The organism is Gelidibacter pelagius (genome assembly GCF_017581925.1).
Classification (GTDB): domain Bacteria; phylum Bacteroidota; class Bacteroidia; order Flavobacteriales; family Flavobacteriaceae; genus Gelidibacter; species Gelidibacter pelagius.
In genome coordinates this window covers 167,764-186,119 of record NZ_JAGEVG010000007.1, presented here as the reverse complement: position 1 = coordinate 186,119, position 18,356 = coordinate 167,764, and the positions used below count along the sequence as shown (strand labels likewise).

The 18,356-nt window shown below is 37.1% G+C and carries 10 protein-coding genes; all 10 read right to left on the bottom strand.

Annotated features, from left to right (window positions below; all coding sequences use genetic code 11):
* Nucleotides 1–353: 353 nt before the first annotated feature.
* Nucleotides 354–4,736: an AAA domain-containing protein gene (locus J4051_RS07880; protein WP_208233321.1), complete on the bottom strand. Its 4,383-nt coding sequence runs from the start codon at nt 4,734–4,736 to the stop codon at nt 354–356.
* A 327-nt stretch (nt 4,737–5,063) separates the two neighbouring features.
* Nucleotides 5,064–5,522: a hypothetical protein gene (locus tag J4051_RS07875; RefSeq protein ID WP_208233320.1), complete on the bottom strand. Its 459-nt coding sequence runs from the start codon at nt 5,520–5,522 to the stop codon at nt 5,064–5,066.
* Between the two features lie 543 nt (nt 5,523–6,065).
* Nucleotides 6,066–6,905, bottom strand: coding sequence for a M28 family peptidase (locus tag J4051_RS07870; RefSeq protein WP_208233319.1), 840 nt, complete (start codon nt 6,903–6,905; stop codon nt 6,066–6,068).
* A 1,052-nt stretch (nt 6,906–7,957) separates the two neighbouring features.
* On the bottom strand, nt 7,958–8,752 hold the full coding sequence (locus tag J4051_RS07865; protein WP_317192703.1) for a 3-hydroxybutyrate dehydrogenase: 795 nt from the start codon (nt 8,750–8,752) through the stop codon (nt 7,958–7,960).
* Complete coding sequence (locus J4051_RS07860) at nt 8,721–9,503, bottom strand: alpha/beta fold hydrolase (RefSeq protein WP_208233318.1); 783 nt, start codon at nt 9,501–9,503, stop codon at nt 8,721–8,723. Before J4051_RS07860 ends, J4051_RS07865 begins: the two co-directional genes overlap by 32 nt.
* Before the next feature lie 29 nt (nt 9,504–9,532).
* Nucleotides 9,533–12,016, bottom strand: coding sequence for a TonB-dependent receptor (locus J4051_RS07855; protein WP_208233317.1), 2,484 nt, complete (start codon nt 12,014–12,016; stop codon nt 9,533–9,535).
* A gap of 158 nt (nt 12,017–12,174) precedes the next feature.
* On the bottom strand, nt 12,175–13,590 hold the full coding sequence (locus tag J4051_RS07850) for a hypothetical protein (RefSeq protein WP_208233316.1): 1,416 nt from the start codon (nt 13,588–13,590) through the stop codon (nt 12,175–12,177).
* 215 nt (nt 13,591–13,805) lie between these two features.
* Nucleotides 13,806–14,750, bottom strand: coding sequence for an alpha/beta fold hydrolase (locus J4051_RS07845; protein WP_208233315.1), 945 nt, complete (start codon nt 14,748–14,750; stop codon nt 13,806–13,808).
* Nucleotides 14,747–16,252 carry a class I adenylate-forming enzyme family protein gene (locus J4051_RS07840; protein ID WP_208233314.1) on the bottom strand — a complete coding sequence of 502 codons (1,506 nt, stop codon included), beginning with the start codon at nt 16,250–16,252 and terminating at the stop codon, nt 14,747–14,749. The genes J4051_RS07845 and J4051_RS07840 overlap by 4 nt, the downstream gene beginning before the upstream one ends.
* Nucleotides 16,227–17,735 carry a sodium/pantothenate symporter gene (locus tag J4051_RS07835; RefSeq protein WP_208233313.1) on the bottom strand — a complete coding sequence of 503 codons (1,509 nt, stop codon included), beginning with the start codon at nt 17,733–17,735 and terminating at the stop codon, nt 16,227–16,229. Before J4051_RS07835 ends, J4051_RS07840 begins: the two co-directional genes overlap by 26 nt.
* Nucleotides 17,736–18,356 lie beyond the last annotated feature (621 nt).

The window sequence follows — 18,356 nt, the reverse complement described above, 5'->3', positions numbered from 1 at the left end:
ATGCTTTCCCCTGTAGGACAACACCGGTGGGTCGGTTCCACCATCTTATAAACAGTTACGTAACGACTTTCAGCCGGTCGTTACTCTCGGCACACATAAGAATAGTAGCGGATTAAAATGCACTAATTTTCGGTTAAACACAGACCTTTTTTATATTTACTTACTTTGGTTTTAACACTAAAACCGCTATTATTTTTATACATTGTTGTAAGCTGGCTTTCCACGTTCTGCTTTGTTTTCTGAAGTTTTCTCTTAGTTCGGAAGTGAGCGTTGGCGAGACATACTCTTTTGCGATTTTTGGCGTTGCGTTGGCTGGTGCGAATTGCAAATGTGTATGGCTTTTTAGCGTTGGCTTAATTCATAATTTCTAATATTCTAACATATTTGTCTAATCCTCCAATTTTCACAGTATCTCCAACCGATTTCCCTTTTAAAGCAACTCCTAAAGGTGTTTTAATATTTATTTTCTGAATACCATTTGATTTCTCAAGTTTTGACACAATTTGGTCTACTAAATGAACCTTCAAATCTTTATCAATATTTAAATATTTTACTTTCACTTTACTATTAACCGTAATAGTTTCTTTAAATAATGTTGTTTGAACTTCCTCTTTTTTACTTACAGCTTCAATTGTTTCCTTTAAATTCTTATTAAGATGTGAAGAAGCTTTAGAAATTTCATTTTCGATAATCGTAATATTATCTGTAAATGCTAAACCTGTTCTTGATTTATCTTCAAAAATTGAAGGACTGCTGTTTTCAATACTTTTTATAAATTCAACTAATTTTTTCGTCTCCTTTTGTGGGTTTCTCCACCAATTTGTACTCCATATTCTATGAAACACAAAACCGTGTCCTTCAAGAATCTTTTGTCTGTGTCTGTCGTGCAAATATGCTTCTTGACTTGAATGATAAGCTGCACCATCACATTCTATTGCGATTTTTGGAAGTCCAATATGTTTCGTGTCGTAAACCAAATCAATTCTGAAACCTGCAAATTGAAGTTGAGGAATTATATTTTTTTCGTCAAAGTGTTCAGTTAGTGCTTCATAAACTTCTTCCTCAAATGGTGATTCGAGGTCTTCATTTAATTTGTCAATTGTAGTGCTTTTCGTAGAATTTTCTGCTAGTGTATTTAAGACTGAAATTCTAGCCTCATTGTCTTGTTCACTAACAGCTTTTGAGTACGCTAAATAAGCATATAGAGCACCTCTTCTGTTATTTGAACCTTCATTTATTAAGTGCTCTTTGTAATTTAAAAACACATCTTCAGGGATTGATGAACATACATATACTTTGTATTTTGCCCTTGTAACAATAACGTTTAAAAGCTTATAACCTTTTTGATGATTTATTGAACCAAATCTTTGAGCAAATTTCCCTTCTTTGTTAATACCATAAGTGGTTGAAAGAATTATTACATCTCTTTCGTCTCCTTGAATATTTTCTAAATTTTTAACGAAAAATCCATTTTCTTCGAGGTCAATTATTTTGTCGTTAAAATCAGTATATTTTTCAAATTTTCTTCTTTCATTAATCTTACCTAAAATTAGGTTTCGTTGATTGATGTTAAAAGTTGCCACTCCAACTGTTGGATATTCTCCGTTTGGAAGTCTTGAAATGTTGTTATCAATAATCGACAGAATTGTTTCAGCTTCTGCGTCATTTGAATTGTCGGAATAGGTGCCATTTACGGGAACATAATTTATTGGAATATAATCAAAACTATTTGGAAGTGGTTTTAACCGTTGATTATAAAAGGCATAATTTGAATAATCAATAAGGTAAGGATGTCTTGAACGATAATGAAAGTCTAAATGTTTTTTCTCAAAACCTAATTCGGAAGCAAAATCAAGAAGAGATTCACAATCTGAAAGTGAATTACTTATATCATTTTTAATTTTGTCTATTTCATCTTCAAATTCATCCTCATCGTCAATTACACCATCAAATATTTTGCTAAAATAATTTGAAGGTGGCATTTGATGTTCATCTCCTGCAATGACAATCTGCTTCCCTTTTAAAAGTGCTGGCAAATTATCTTCTAACTTTAATTGACTTGCCTCATCAAACATAACAATATCAAAATATTGATTTTTACCTTTAAATAGATTACTTGCTACGTCTGGTGTTGTTAGAATTATTGGAAAAAAAGTAGTAAATAAATCCATATCCAACTTTACTATTTCTCTTAAGGATAGTCTTTTATGTCTTTTACCTGCTCGTTTATTATATAAATTTTCAACTGCTAAATTAGGATTCTTATCATCAAACTCTCTTGTTGCATCTATTTGTTTTGAAAACCAATATTCTCTAATATATTTAATCTGTTCTCTTTCGAGTTCAGACAAAGATTTTCCTAATTCAATATGGTCATTATCATTTGTTGGTAAATCTGTATTCGCAGAATTTACAAGCATAGAATTAAGGTAGAAAATCAAAAATGTTTTTCTCCAATTAGTTTTCTCCTTTAATTGGTCAATTATTAGTTTATTATCTGCTGATAATGAATTGTAAAATTGAAACCACTTAAATTCTATTGAAAAGAGGTCGTTTTCATTTGCGAAAAAATGTTCTTTCGAATTTATTAAGACCTGAATTCGAGAGATTAACACATTATGGCAATCTCCATTCAATTCTTTGTTAGTCCAATTTTGTTCTTTGATTTTAGCCCTTAAATTACTAAAGTTTGTTTTTATTGCTTTAAGTAGTTCTGTGTCAAATTCCTTTTCAGTTGATTTAAGTAAGTTTAGGGATTTGTACTCATTTTCTATTTTAGATTGAAATTCATTTTCAATTCGCTCAATAATTTGTTTATAGTTTTTAAGAATGTCTCGATTCTCCTTAATTGAATTAGAGAAGTCAATACTTTCAAAATCCTTGCTATTATTAGTTTTTGATAAATAATCTTCAAAAAGTGAATTTATTGTTTGTTGGTCAGTAAGTGTAGTTTTCTTTTCTTTTGAGAAGATGGAAATAGTTTTAAATAAAAATCCATTTGTTTTTTCTTCATCAAAAAAGTCGTTGTTTGCTTTGTGTTTTGTTAGGATATTTTGGATAGAGTTTTCAATAGCACTAATTGAGGTTTTTTGCAAATTAAATTGTTCACTTCTAATTTTATAATATTCTATCTCATAGCTTGAAATATCATCTAATATTATTTTCAACTCTTTTTTATATATTGAAAAATCTTCTTCAATCTGCTGTTCTATAATAAATGGATTGTCTCCAACTAATTTTGCAGAGTTGATAAAAGATAGGTTTAAATGAGGTTTAAACTCGTCATATAAATTTTGTCCTTTTCTAATTAGTTCTAATAATTGATTTAGTTCAGATGATTCATAACTGAATGTGTCTTTTGCCAAATCAAGATTGTATTCTTCTGAATTGTCTTTTAATTCTGACAATAGTGAGCCGACAATGTGAGTCCAATTTTTATTGCCGACTAAATTCGCTCCTAATTTTTTATGTCTCTTATTTATTGAATCAATTAAGTTTTTCGATTTTTCAATTATGTTGTCTAAAGTTTCTTTAGAATAAGTGTATCTATATCTTCGATATGAGGAATTATCAACTCTATCTCTTACGGAATCAACTGCGACTCTTCTGTCTTTAACTATGTCTTTTAGCAGAACGCATTGATAATTAAGACCTTTTTCATTTAGGGCATTGTGAAGCACTTCTAGAGCTGTTCGTTTTTCACAAACAACAATTGTCTTTTTTTGATTCTCTAAAGCATTTACTAGAATCGCTGTAAGCGATTGACTTTTCCCTGTTCCTGGTGGTCCTTGAATTAAAATGTTCCGAGATGCTTTTAGAGAATGTAAAATTCCTTGTTGTGAAGGGTCGGTTTCGACTGATGATATTGGTTGAAACGTATGTTCTTCCATATCCTCAAGGTCAATTGTTGCACCTTGTAATTCTAGTAAATTCGCATAATCGTGAATAATATTTTGCTTCTGAACCTCAAAAATTGAAAAAAGTCCGCCAAAATCTATAAATGAATTATTAGATGTTAATGGTAGCTTTTCGTAATGTTTCTTCTCTGGAATAGATTTTATTTCATTCAGTTTTTTCTCAAATGTTTCACGAAGGTCATTTGGTATTGAACTGTTTATAGATTCAATGATATTTACACAAATATCTAAAAGTTCACTTTTGTCAATTAAACCGTCATCCAATAATTCAGTTGAAATTTGGTTAATTTCAATTTTGGAATCATTTTGTAAGTGATTTATTAGAACCTCATTTATATAAATTGGGTCATCCTCTGTTCGTAGTATTTCCCAAGTATTAAATTCTTTTGTTCTTCTTATTCTTAAAGACCAAATTAAAATTGGTGCAACTGTTAATTTGTTGTCTGATTGGTCTCGTCTTACAAGTATTGGAAAGCCAAAGCCGAAAGTATTTATACCTTTTTCCGATTCTATTGCATCTGTTTGATTAATTAGATTTTCAAAGGACTTTGTTATTTTCACTAATTGTGTTTGGTCATCTTCAAAAAGAGAATTCAAATCGGGGACATTATCTTTCCAACTAATTTTAAATTTTAATGGTAACTCGGTTAGTAAGGCATTAATAAAATTTGCGGGAAGATTTTCGTCTATATTAGATAATCTTGTTAAGTCAAATTTGTATCTTGAACGCGCTGGAATAGCATTTAAATGAACTCCTCTTCGGCTACCAACTTTTAGTCGGTTTTGTAATTCAATCAGTAGCTTTTCGGTTATCTCCATTTTTTCGGTTGGTTTCAGTCGCTTAAAATACGCTCTTTTTTTTAATTCAATTTACGGTTTTTCTCATTTCGTTCGAGCGTTGGCAAAGAACAGCTCTTTTGGTTTTTTCAGCGTTGGCTCGTGTGTCGGCAAAAACCAAATGTGCTGTTTGTGCGGCTGGCTTTTCAGCTTGCTTACAACTTACATTTATAAGCACCAAGAGTGATCATAACTGCCCTCAGCGTGCCAATAGGATCAACTGTAGTTATTTAACTATAGCGATCAAAATTTCCAACCTCCAATCTACCACCTTTCCCTAAACATTCCTATAAGTAGAACTACGTATATTTATTCAAATGCTTTTTCTTTCTTCATAGCACTTAAAACTCTTTCAACAACTTTTAGAGTAAGCCCTACTTGTGAGCCTCCTACACCCCAAATATTCTTAGTGTTTCCAATTATAACAGCAACAGGTTTGTCAAATTCGTCCTTTTTGGTATAAATTTCAAATACTAATCCAACATTATCAATGACATTTCTCGTTGTACTAAAAGTGTTAAAAGAATCTGTCCAACCACTATACAAAGAGGTTGTGGTTAATTGTGTAGCAGTGGATATGTTATTTAATTTTATTAAAATAATGGTTTCAATATTGTTTTTATTTAAGGCTTCATTCTTTTCGGAGTCTGAATATTCATAGCCAGGGATAAATAATTTATTCCACGAAATAGCATCTATCCATTCCCTTTTAAATCGACCTATAACTTTAACTTCTCCTTCTGGGTCACTTACGCCATAATGTATCAAGGTTTTCCCATTAATTGAATTCTCTAAATCTCCATAAGAATAGATTTTATTACCGATTTTTTTTTGAGCAAAAATTGCTGTTGAAATATATAACAGTGTAAAAAAAATGTAGATTTTTTTTGTTCATTGTTTTCTAATTTAATTATTAGGTTTTCGTTTATTCCTTTCTAATACGTGCTCATATCTGACTATATAAGCTGTGTAAATACTAATAAGACCGAACGAAAATATGCACCCACAAAAAATTGATGTTTAAACGATTAGGGGAAGTCATACAAACATAATCTTTATTTATAAAATTCATAATATTTGTGTTAAAAAAAGTCCAGCTGCTTATTAAAATAAGTTGAATTAAATATAAGTTTCACCAATGAAGATCAATAATTAATTTAAAAAGACCCATAGGATGAGAAAACGCAGTTCCACTCATCCTATAAAAAAAGAATATTGAAGAATAAAAACACAAGAAACATCAGTTGGTGGAAAACACCAACAGTGACGAAAAATCATATCTCGCAATTGTGTTAGGTCTTACGTCCTATTTTATTCCAAAAAGTTAAACAGCGCATACGCAATATTATTCACCGCATCGGTCATAATTTCAAAATCAAGCGTTTCAATGGTATCTGTAGCTTTGTGATAATTTGGATTTCCATGGCCTCCGGTGCCAATAATCATTACCGCAGGAATATCAAATTGCCAATAATTGCGATGATCTGAAGGTCCATTGTTTGGGTAGTTTTCGGCAAAAGAGATCCAGCGAGAGTCCATGCTCCCATTCGTTTTCAGCAGCTGGGAGATTTTCCTATTAAAGGAATCATAGCTTTTAATTCCGGAAACTATCAATTGGTTTTTATAAATAGAGACCTCATAAGACTCCTTATCTTCACGATAGTAGCCTATCATTTCAAGGGCAATCATCCCTATATAATCCTTGTTGGTATTGGTAAGGGAATTCGCGTGAATATAGCTTCCCATTTTTTTTGTTTTAAAAAACGGAGGTTCCTCTAAAGAATAAAACACAAAATCAATTCCGTATGCTAACTCCAAAGTGCTTTCAGTTAGTAGTCGTACGATTTCCAGCAAGCCGGCCACACTACTGGCATTGTCATCTGCTCCTGCTATGTCTTTATAGACGTCATAATGCGCGCCTATGATAAAGCGTTTTGTTTTTTGGGGTTGATAAGTAGCAATAATGTTGGTGTATTCATTCCCTTTCGCTTCCCATTGTTGTCTAACGGTCGGTAAACCAAAGTCCTGAATTTTCGCCTCAATATAAGCTGCTGTTTTTTGAAGGCTTTCTATATTTTTATAGTTCCGATAAGGGTATATGGAGGTCAAGAAAGCAACGTGTTTATATAAGTTTTCTGTATTGGCTTTCATTTTTTATTTCCGTTAAACTACTATTCTATAAGCATAAGCTGAACCGCATCCATCTAATTCTTGCTGTTCATCGATGACTATCTTTATTGCTTAAGTCCTGACGTTATAATTATTTTTTTGACCAGAATTTATATTTTATAAATTCCGCACTTTGGCTGTTTTTGTAATCGCTCCTCCACCCTAAAAAGAAGGATAATATAGCTCAAATATTAATTTACTGAAAATTATCCACCCGTTTTTAATCGCTTTCCTAAAAGTTAGGACGGCGTTTGTTGATTAAGACTTTTTTTAAATTTAAACCACCTCGCCTGCCCGACGGGTTTGGCGGGCCTTCTGCTTCTCTACGGAAGCAGAAGCCACTCCTCCTTAAAAAGGAGGAGAATTTAGTTAAGTCCTTAAATTCAAAATCATCCTCCAAATCAAGAGTGCTAACCACAAGTTACGGTAAGGAAAGTTTGTAAATTAAAACTTGTTACTGACTATGGTTTCTTAACTAAGATTCCTTCCCTTTTTTTTAAGGGAAGGTGGATTTAAGCTCAGAAAAGAGCTTAAAGACGGAAGGGTTGTTAAATATAAACTTATTACTGCCGTGAGCGTCCCTTCTCGTGCCAACTTTTACCTTCAGAACCTGTCAAGTAAAACCAATGGTTTATCTGTTGTTACGAAAAACTCTTATGCAAGTTTAGCTTTAACATCACCAACGACAATTAAAACAGTTTATTTATCAACTGTCGAACCACCTCGCCTGCCCGACGTGTTTGGCGGGCCTTCTGCTTCTCTGCGGAAGCAGAAGCCACTCCTCCTTAAAAAGGAGGAGAATTTAGTTCAGTCTTTAAATTCGAAATCATCATCCAAATCAAAAGTGCTTACCACAAGCTACGGTAAGGAAAGTTTGTTAATAGAAAACCTCCCAGTCCCGATAGTTATTGGGATAAATCCTGAGAGGTTATTAATCAAAAAAACTAAACTTAAAAATTAAAGTGGCATATCCACCCGCCACCTCAAGGGCATTTTATAGAGTTTAGAGGTCTGTTAATCAATCCGTGAAAATCCTACTGTGCACTCCATCCCCCATCCAAGGCAAATGACGTCCCCGTAATGGTGGTCGAGCTGTCCTTCGCCAATAAAACCGCCATATCCGCAATGGCCTCCACCGGAACAAATTCTTTAACGGCTTGTTTTACAAGCATCACCTTTTCCACCACTTCTTCTTCGGTCATCTTATGTGCCTTGGCTTGGTCCTTGATCTGGCCTTCCACCAAAGGGGTTTTGACATAGCCCGGGCAAATGGCGTTGCAGGTAATATTAAACGGCGCGCCTTCCAAAGCCAAAACTTTGGTCATCCCAATCACCCCATGCTTCGCGGTCACATACGCCGATTTGAATTCGGAGGCCCTCAAGCCATGCACCGAAGAAATGTTGATGATCCGTCCAAACTTTTGTTGCTTCATCTGTTTCCACGCTGCTTTTGAGGCGTAGAATACCGCATTCATATTGATGGCGATGATGTTCTCATACTTTACATTAGGAAAATCTTCAATGGGCGATACAAACTGAATGCCCGCATTGTTGACCAAGACGTGCAAGGCGCCAAAGGTGGCTATCGTCTCGGCAATCAGGCCTTCCACGGCATCAGGCTTTAGCAAATTCGCCTTGGAGAACGCCACTTTTACCTTGTGCTTGGCTCCTATGTCTTTTGCAATGGCATCGCCATTGGATTCCAGGCCATGAAACATAATGTCATAACCTTCCTTGGCAAATCGGGTAGCAATGGCCAGACCAATGCCGCTGGTGCTTCCTGTAATCAGTACGGTTTTATTCATGGTCCAAGAATTTTTTAAGTTCACGATTAAAAGCCTCTGGCTGATCAATGACCACGCCGTGCCTCGAGTTTTTTATGATGGACAGGCTTGCATTTTGCATGCGCGATACATAAGCTTGCTTAAAGGCCACCGGGGTATAATCCATATCGGAACCTACCACGAACGTACGGGTGGGAATGGCTTCCAATTGATCGCCCAAACCCCAATCCATCAAGGTCACAAAGGATTTGAAATAGGCATTATAGTCGTTGTTTTTACAGCGTTTTTCAAATGCCTCACGCAAGGCTACTTGATGTGGTTCGGGAAACATATTAAATGAAATCTCCTTCGCCAATTGCTCCAGACCTTTGGTTTCCAAAAACTGGACGCGGCTGCTAAGAAGCTCTTCGCCAATGGGGCCCATATCATTAAAATCGGGGCCGCTGTTGACAATCACCAAGTTCTCAACATATTCCGGATGGCTGGCCGCCATTTGAAAGGCCACTGCCCCACCCATTGAAAATCCTACAAAGGTTGCTTTTTTAATTTTTAATTGATCTAAGAAGGCTTTGACATCTTCTGTCATCAGCCCAACGCCATAAGCGTCTTTGGGTTTGGAAGAATCGCCATGGCCTCTTAAGTCTAACGTAATTACGCGATGCGTTTTAGAAAAGAAAGGGACTTGTGCGTCCCAATCTTTTTTTGTTGATCCCAAACCATGAAGCAATAGCAATACCTTTCCGGTGCCGTGGTCTTCATAATCAAGTTCAATATCATTAGCATGTATTTTTGACATGGTATAGAAACTTAATTGGTTTGAACTGTTTATTTTTTAAAGAAGTTGATTTTGTATTTCAGCTCAAAGGAAATCAATGTTGAGATTACTGGCGATGCCACAAACTCTCTAATTTCCGCATTAAATAAGTTGGTAATGTTCACACCTAAAGAAAGATCGTCCGTAAAATAGTAACCTGCATTGGCATCTACCGTGAAACCGCCCAATTGGCCATAGTTCCAAGTTCTAAGAACTCTAGCATTTTCGACAATTTCATTCACACCATCTCCGTCTTGATCTTGCGTTTTCGCAGCATAATTAATTCCTGAGAAGAAATCATATTTTTGCACATATCTACCATATACAGCAGCATAAAATTTGCCTTTATTGTAGTGAAGTCCCACGCTAAATTTATTGTTTGGCGTATTGATAGGCAGTTCACGTTCTTCTACTACACCATTTAAATCCCCGTCATTGGCCATATCATTCAAATCAAGGCTACGACCAAAATAAGAATAGTTAAACACCCCTCTAAAGCTATCATTGAAATAATAGTTTAAGCCTACGTCAACGCCGTAAGTATCCACATGACCAAAGTTTAAATAGGTCAATACAGTACCGGTAGAACCTGGGACTACCTCTCCTATTGGCGTGTTTCCCATATGTGTAACAGGACTGTTTAGGGAAATGTTGACCAATGGACTGATAAAATTATCGGATTGGTTGTAATAGGCATTGGTATCAATAAATAATTTGTCAGACAGTTTTCCTTTGTAGCCTATCTCATAAGAGTTGATGGTTTCCACGTCCAACTTAGCAATTTTGGTACCGTCTTCCAATGTAAATCCTTCACCATTACCCAATACCAATCCGCCAAATAAATTGCCTTTAAGGTTGAGAATTGATGGTACGGCAATTCCTTTTCCGTAAGTTATTCTGAAAGTTCCGTTGTTTACTTTTTTGGTGATCGCTGCTTTTGGGATGAAGTTGGAACCATATAGGTCATGATTATCTAAGCGTCCGCCAAGCAAGAAGCCCCAGCCAGAATCTTCCAATTTATATTCCAATTGGGTATATACGCCAGTTTGTGCCAAATCAATACCACCATCATCTAAAAGGTAAGTGCCATGCGAGTCTGCCATGTCTTTTTGGTACTGCGCTCCTGCGGTTAAATAGAATTCATCCCAATTGTTGTTGTACTGTGCCTCTGCGTTAAAACGCTTTGAATCGTCTACAAATAGCGCTCCACGCGGAAGCGGAATCCCATTACCTTGGCCTTCTCCCAATTGATACCATTGTTCACTAAAAGAACGCTCACGTGCTTCTTGGTCAGAAAATCCATTTTCTATAAACGACACATAATTTTGCGTACGCTGGTTCATAGCATAGGTCTCGTCGGTTTTACTCCAAGTGTAATACGTATTGGCGAAAAAGTTTTTAGACACAAATTTTAATTGTGCTTCGGTAATCCGCCAATCTTTTATTTGGTTACGGCCAGCACTGGTGACACCAATATTACTACTGTTACTATGACCGTAGTATCCTGTTAGCTCTGAGCCTGGAGTTGGCTTATAGTTTAACGAAGCACCATATTTTTGAGATGTGAAATCACGATCTAAATCGAGTTCTTTATGACCTTTATATTCTCCTGTAGTGAGATTTCGTACATACACAGTATCCGTATATTTAAACTCAGTACCTTGAGCTCTTTCAAAGTGCACTTTGTAGGCAAACTTGTCATCAATAATCTGTGCATGACGTACTCTTCCAGTGAATACATTTTGATTTCCAGCACCAATTGCAAATGTGGTTCCTTCAGAAGTTCTTGGATTTTTTGTAATGGTACTCACCAATCCATTGTGTGCATTCGGGCCATAAAGCGTTCCGTTTGGTCCCAAAAGGATTTCAACACGCTCAATATCATCTTTGGACACTGTAGAGAAAGAGCCCATTGGCAATCCAGTGGCGATCAATGACGATAAACGGTCATCAGTAACCTGTAAGTTTTTAGAGTTAAAAGCCGAATTGAAACCTCTAATGTTGATTCCGGTTCCTAAAACCCCACTTCTTACAAAGTCAACACCTTTTTGTCTTGCCGCCAATTCTCCAATGTTAAAGCTCGGGAATTCTCCAATTTCCCTCGCAGAAATAACGTTTACCGTGGCAGGAACATCCGTGATTTTTTGTGGCTTTTTGTTGGCCGTTAAGATCACTTCATCCAAAACCGTATCTGAACCTTTTAATGAGGTGCTCAAATCTGTAGTCTGTCCTGAAGCTACAATAATATTTTTTGTCAGCGTCTCATAACCAATATAAGATACAGTGACGTCGTAAACACCAGTAGCGATGTTGTCAATGGTATAGCGGCCATCAAAATCGGTCATGGCACCTTTATTCAAAGTTTTAATGGACACCGTGGCTCCTGATAAAGGAACGCCGTTAGCATCTGTGATCAATCCGCTGATGGCTCCTGTATCTTGGGCGTTGACCACAAAAGAACCAATAAGGGTTAGTAATAGAAATAGTTTTTTCATAATGTCAGAATATTGATTGAGTTCGTTTAGATGGCAATCTATTATGAAATTGAGCAACAGCTGTCTCAAAAACTAAAGCTTTCAAGTGTGACTATCTATCTATATTCTCCAACATTTAGATACTATCAGCCTGATAACATGGCATTAAGGTTCATATTTTAGATGTGTGACTTGAGCTTCAAAAAAGCTTCAGGTAAGTTTGTGGAAAGTTGGTCAATGACCTTAACCATCAACTGCTTTTGATTTGTAGTAGGCTGAATATCCAAGAGCGGGGCCTTTATTTCCTCCAATAATCGCGTCGAATTTATTTGGCCTTCCATATACCTTGACAATGAAATACTCCAGGAGATATTGGGAACGTAGTTGTTTTGTTTTTGGCGTTCTTTCTCCTTTTCTATCAAGTCAAATTTGGTGGCGAGCTTCAAGACTTCTTCGTAGTTTTCCTGCGTGATCAAGGTGCTGATATAGGAGGTGAAGAAATGGTGCCAACGGTGCTTTAGGACTTCGTTTTTGTGTTTTCTTAAAAAGGTTTTGGCAGTGGCCTCCGCGAGACTGTTTTTATGAAGTTCAGACAAGACCCGGATCTGATAGGAACAGTAGCCAATCTTTTGATGGTAATTATGGGTTTCCTTATACAGATCCTTATGCGTTTCCATTAAGGCATAGGCTTTTTCCGGTTTGTTGTTCCGCAATAAAATGGCCACCAAGTTGTTCAAATACATCAAGGTATCATTATTGTTTTGTCTAATGGAGAGGTAGCCATAAAATTCCGCTTCCTTAAACTCATCCTGCTTGGAATGCAATAGCACCCTGCTGGCGTAATAATTAGATAAGAGGCGTCTAGAGTACATCTGGCCTTCACTGAAATACACATCAATTTGGTCGAAAAGCACTTTTAGTTTGGCATTTTCATTGTAATTGGTGTACATAAAAGCCAACAATACAAAAGCTTGATATCTATTTTTCCCGCTGATGGAATCGTCTTTAAACACCTTCATCAGCCACTTTTCCAGATGCTTGGTCTCTTTGTTGTTTAGTGTATATTGGTCCGTGATTTCGGTCGTGGCGTCATAGAGTTTTTCTTTGGTATCCTGTGCCTTAAGATAGGGTGATTTAAAGGTTTTTATAAAATCGGACACAATTTGATGGTCCTTATAGCGCATTCTTACCAAGAGATAGGATTTGTACTCCTTGGCCAGATCATACAGATTTTGAAATGTAAAATCGATGGCTTTGTAGGAAGCAATATAGTTGAGAAATTCCTTTTCTTCGTCAGATGCGATAGAATCGGTTAGGATTTTTTGGTTGATGGACATGATCCAGCCAATGGTGGCATCTACATCAATGCTCAGTAATTTCTTTTCAATCCAATCTTTGATATAGGAATATTTCCGCTTGTCAATGGCCGTGTCAAAATCCTTGCGTTTGTTTTGCGACAGGGCATTACTGATGACCAGCTGAATGATTTGAAGCTTTTCTTCTTCGACAAACTGATATTGGGTCTCAAGATATTTAGCTTCATTCGGGAGAATGGTTTTACTAAACTCTGTGAATTTTTTAAGCTTTGTTTTCATTGGCTCAAATTTAGTAGGGACTTCGTCTGGGTGGAAATAGATTTGGCTGTAAGATTTAATGGGTTTTAGACAGGTCCCGATAGCAATCGGAATCACGGATTTGCAAGGACTCTTCGTTATCTGATAGACCTAGGCTTAAATAACTTGTAATTGGATTTCACGAATAAAAATGACTAAACGTGCATTGGCCAAGATAATATAAGTTTAGTGATAAATTACTTCTGCTCTACAAATTTCTGAATGAGCACATTCACTTCCTTAGGTTTTTCAAACTGCACAAAATGTCCGGCATCGGGGATAAATTCCAAGGTGGCATGTTTGATGTTCTCTAAAGCGATCTTGCCAACGGCTTCCGTGGTCAAGGTCGGATTAAAATACCGATTTGGAATCAGCATGTCCTTATCTCCAAAAATAACCAAGGTTGGTTGTGAGATGGTCTTTAAATCCCCAAAAACAGGATCATCGAGCATGCCGGAGACACTCTTGACAATGGCGGTGCAATGGGCATCAAAATCTGATGCTGCCTTGATGTTCTTTCTGTCAGAAATCATTTTGGAAACCTCTTCTGGCTGTACATAAAAATTAAGCGCATAATTGTTCTCAATTTGAGCATCGGTAGTATTTTGGACTGAGGCTGGTGTCAAAAAGCTTTTCATCATGGCCGCATTGGCTTCAGAAAATTGTTCCAAGCCAGCAGGTGCTACCAAAATAAGTCTATCGACGATTTCAGGATGTGCAGTGGCAAATTTGACACTCGCCTGCCCACCCATGGAATGTCCTACGAGAATAACATGGTCCAATCCCAATTTCTCAACAAATTGAAAGAGGACCTCCGCAAAATACGACGGTGTGTAGTCAGCATCAGGGATGGACGATTTTCCGTAGCCCGGCAAATCCAAGGCAATGCAGGTGTAATTGTTTTTCAGAACGGCGATATTTTTGGACCAAGCGTCCGCATTACTGCTCAAACCATGGACAAAAAGCAAAGTTTTATCGGCATCTCCTTCCTTAATATAGCTAATGTCCAAGCCATCCAAAGTGGTCGAATAGGTTTTAAATTCATAGTCTGAAAGTAGCTCTTTCATAGGTTTTTGAGTGGTTTGTGAAAAAACAGACGCATTGATTAAGGTGACAATTAATACGAAGCTAAAATGTTTCATGGTTCAGAATTGATGGTGTTAAAATAAGTGTAAAGCTGTTTTCTACATACTTTCCCTAAGCTTGTGGTTGGAATGTCGTCTAAAATAAAGATGTACTTAGGATGTTTAAAAGCCACAAGGTTTACTTTTAAAAACTCGCGAATTTGTCCTACAGAAAGCTCCTTATTGGACGATGTTACAAAGGCTATGCCGCATTGGCCCCATTTGTCGTCTTTGACACTGAGCACGACCGCTTTGGTAATGTCTTCGAAATCTTCCAGTTGCGCTTCGACTTCCTGAGGGTAAATATTTTCACCACCCGAGATGTACATGTCGTTTTTGCGCCCTTTCATATACAGAAAGCCTTCATCATCGGCATAGGCGAAATCTCCTGTAAACAGCCAGCCTTTCTTGATTTTATTGTTGGTCTTCACAGAGTTGTTCCAATAGCCGGGTGTGACAATATCGCCTTTGATGCACAGCTCCCCGACCTCATTTGGTTTGACCTTGGCACCTTTTTTATCGACGATTTTGATGTCCAGATAAAAATTAGGTTTCCCAATGGAATTAGGTTTTAACTGCGCCATTTTATGGTGCAATGAGGTGATGCTTGGTCCGGCTTCGGTGGAACCATAACCTGGTCGGATATAGATGTTCTTTTCTTTCTTCCAATAGGTCACCAGCTCTGATGGCACTTTCTCGCCCCCAGAAATGATATAGCGTAATCGTTTCAGGTTCACATTTTTGAAAATGGGCGTTTCCTGCATCATCAACAGCATGGTGGGCAATGCCATAAATAAGGTGGTTTTATTGAGTTCCAATAAGCATAAGGTCTTTTCTGCATCAAATTTCTCCAACACCCCAATATGTGCGCCTTTGTGCAAAAGCGGCGTCACAAAAATATTCCAACCCGAAGTGTGGTAGGGTGGCAAGATATTAATGGTGGAATCTCGAAACGTAATTCCGAGCTGCATGGAGGTATTCAAACTGTTCCAAAACAGCATTTTGTTGGTGTAAATGACCCCTTTTGGAGCTCCCGTGGTTCCGGAAGTATAAAAGATAAATAACGGATTGTCCGCCTTGATTTGGAAGGTTTTTTCCGCGATGCTATCGGTAGTTTGGTAATAGTGTTTTAGAACATCAAAAGAGATAGTTTTCAAATTTTGAAGCGAGAGTTGCGCCACTTTATCCTGATGATTGGCATTGTAGACCAGCAAACTTGGGGTGCAATCTAAAACGAGTTTGCTGATTTCTTTTAAAGACAAGCGATAGTTTAATGGTACCAAGATGATGCCCATTCTTTGACAGGCCACAAAAAGAGCAATATACTCCAAACTGTGCTCTGCCAGAACTGCAATGCGATCGCCCTCTTCCAACTGGAGTTCAACAAACTTATCGGTCAATCGATTGGCATAGGTATGCAGGTCACTATACGTATAACTCTTATTGGCGTCATACGAAGTAATCGCAATCTTATCTGGCGTATAATCCGCCCATTTAGCTGTCCAATCTAATGTGTCCACGTTGTTTCTTTTCGTCTAATTTATAAAATATATACCCTACAAGGAGCGATGTCACAATGCCGGTAGCCGCAGAAACCCCAGGATTGTTTACAGGCTCTTGCATATACGGCGTAATCCGTCCGTAATATATACCAAAATGCACAACAATGGCCGTGATACTGGCAATAAATACAGAGCGTGTGGACACATTCTTTAAAAATGTTCCAAAAAGCACCGGTACAAAAGCAGCTGCAAAATAGGCATACACGCCGTTTTGGGCAAAAATAGCCACGCTGATGTCCGGATTTTGAATTTGGTTCCAACTCAATAAAAAGCTCACGATAGCCAATCCGATGATCACCACTTTATTGATGGATATGGTTTTTGCAGTGTATTTATCCTTGAATAAGGGATTGATAATGTCCGAAGTAATCGTAATGGATAAGGACTGTATCAAACTTTCCAAGGTGGATAATCCGGCTGAAATCAGTCCAACTACAATAACCAAGCCTACACCTACCGAGAATTTGGTCACCACATAGGTTGGTATGATTTCATCCATTTTTAACGCAGTTCCGTTCACCATAAAATCAGGAAAACTGATACGGGCATATAATCCGACAATGACCACCAAAAAGAAGATGATCATAAACGCAATCCCGCTGAACAAATAGGTGTTGATTTTACTTGAATCTTTTAATAGTAAGGATTTAGTGATGATGTGTGGTTGACAAACAATGGCTACCCCAATAACAATTTGTGTGATAATGATCTCAAAATAATCCCGAAACAAAAAACTGGAAGGATTGGTTGGTTTGGTCAAGTTAGGATCGATAGCGTTGAGTTTTTCAAAAAAACCACCAATCCCATCGGTGAAGTATTCGGCGCCAGAACCAATCAAAATGAGGGCGACAATACACATGATGATGGCCTGAATGGTATTGGTATAGACCATGGAGTTGGCACCACCAAACATCATATAGCCAAAGACAAACGCGGTTATGCCCATCAAGACATAAAACGGATCGGCATTAAGCGATTTGGAAATGACCTGGGTGAGTCCGACATTGATCAAGACAATAAAGGTGATCAATAAAAGGGCGACAAAGGCAAAGAAAATAGCGTAGTTTTTACTTTCATAGCGTTTTCCTATCCATTGCGCCATGGTGGTGGCTTTAACGGCCTTTCCTTGTCTGGCAAAACCCTTGGTAAAAACAATCAACGAAATAAATGCGGCAATGGGCAATACCAAGGCAAAGGAAATAACTCCAGAAATGCCATAAAGTGCAATGAATCCCGGATTTATAATAAATGTTGCGGCACTGGTCATGGAAGCCGCTAAGGACAACCCGACTACCCAGGACGGAAAGCCAATATTTCCGACTGCATAATCTTGGATGTTCTTGTTTTTACGTGCCCCTCTGACCACGAAAAATAAGATGACGGCGGCGTAAACGGCCAATAAAATCCACATATAGGTCACTAAAGTATCTGATGCAATCATTGATTTGAGATGTTTGAAAACAAATAACAAACTTTATGTTATTATACTGCTGTTATTTCACGATACTTAGGGTGTGACTTTGTGTAAATTAACCAAGAATATTCGTCAAGGTCAAACATAGATTAAAAAACACGGAACTATGACTATGCTATTATATATTTATAGTCTTGCCTTATGATTTTATTTTTGTTACTGTCTAAATGTAGACAAAGAAATTCATGACAAAACTTGATCCCAACAATTATTAGGATTAGGCTGTTTTAATTTTAGAAAAAGCAAAAGAACTATAAATTCTTAGACACGAACCTGCCCGTCGGTTCAGGTGGGTTTCACAAATTACACGGATGGAATTGGCGTTGGAATATATAGTAATCAAATTATTCCGTATTTTCACTAATGGCAGAACTTAGTAGTTGTTTCATTGTATAATGGATTAAACATGGGTGCGACTATGTGGCAACCCGTAGTGCCGAGGATACTTTCGGGAGGTGCTAATTATTAACTTTTAAATCCTTGAAATAAATAGAATCGCATTTTTAGCCACTCCAGGTTCAAAAGGAATTTGTGAAAATCCGTAAAATTCGTGTCTAATACACCTTTTAAATTAGTGAAATAGAGAAA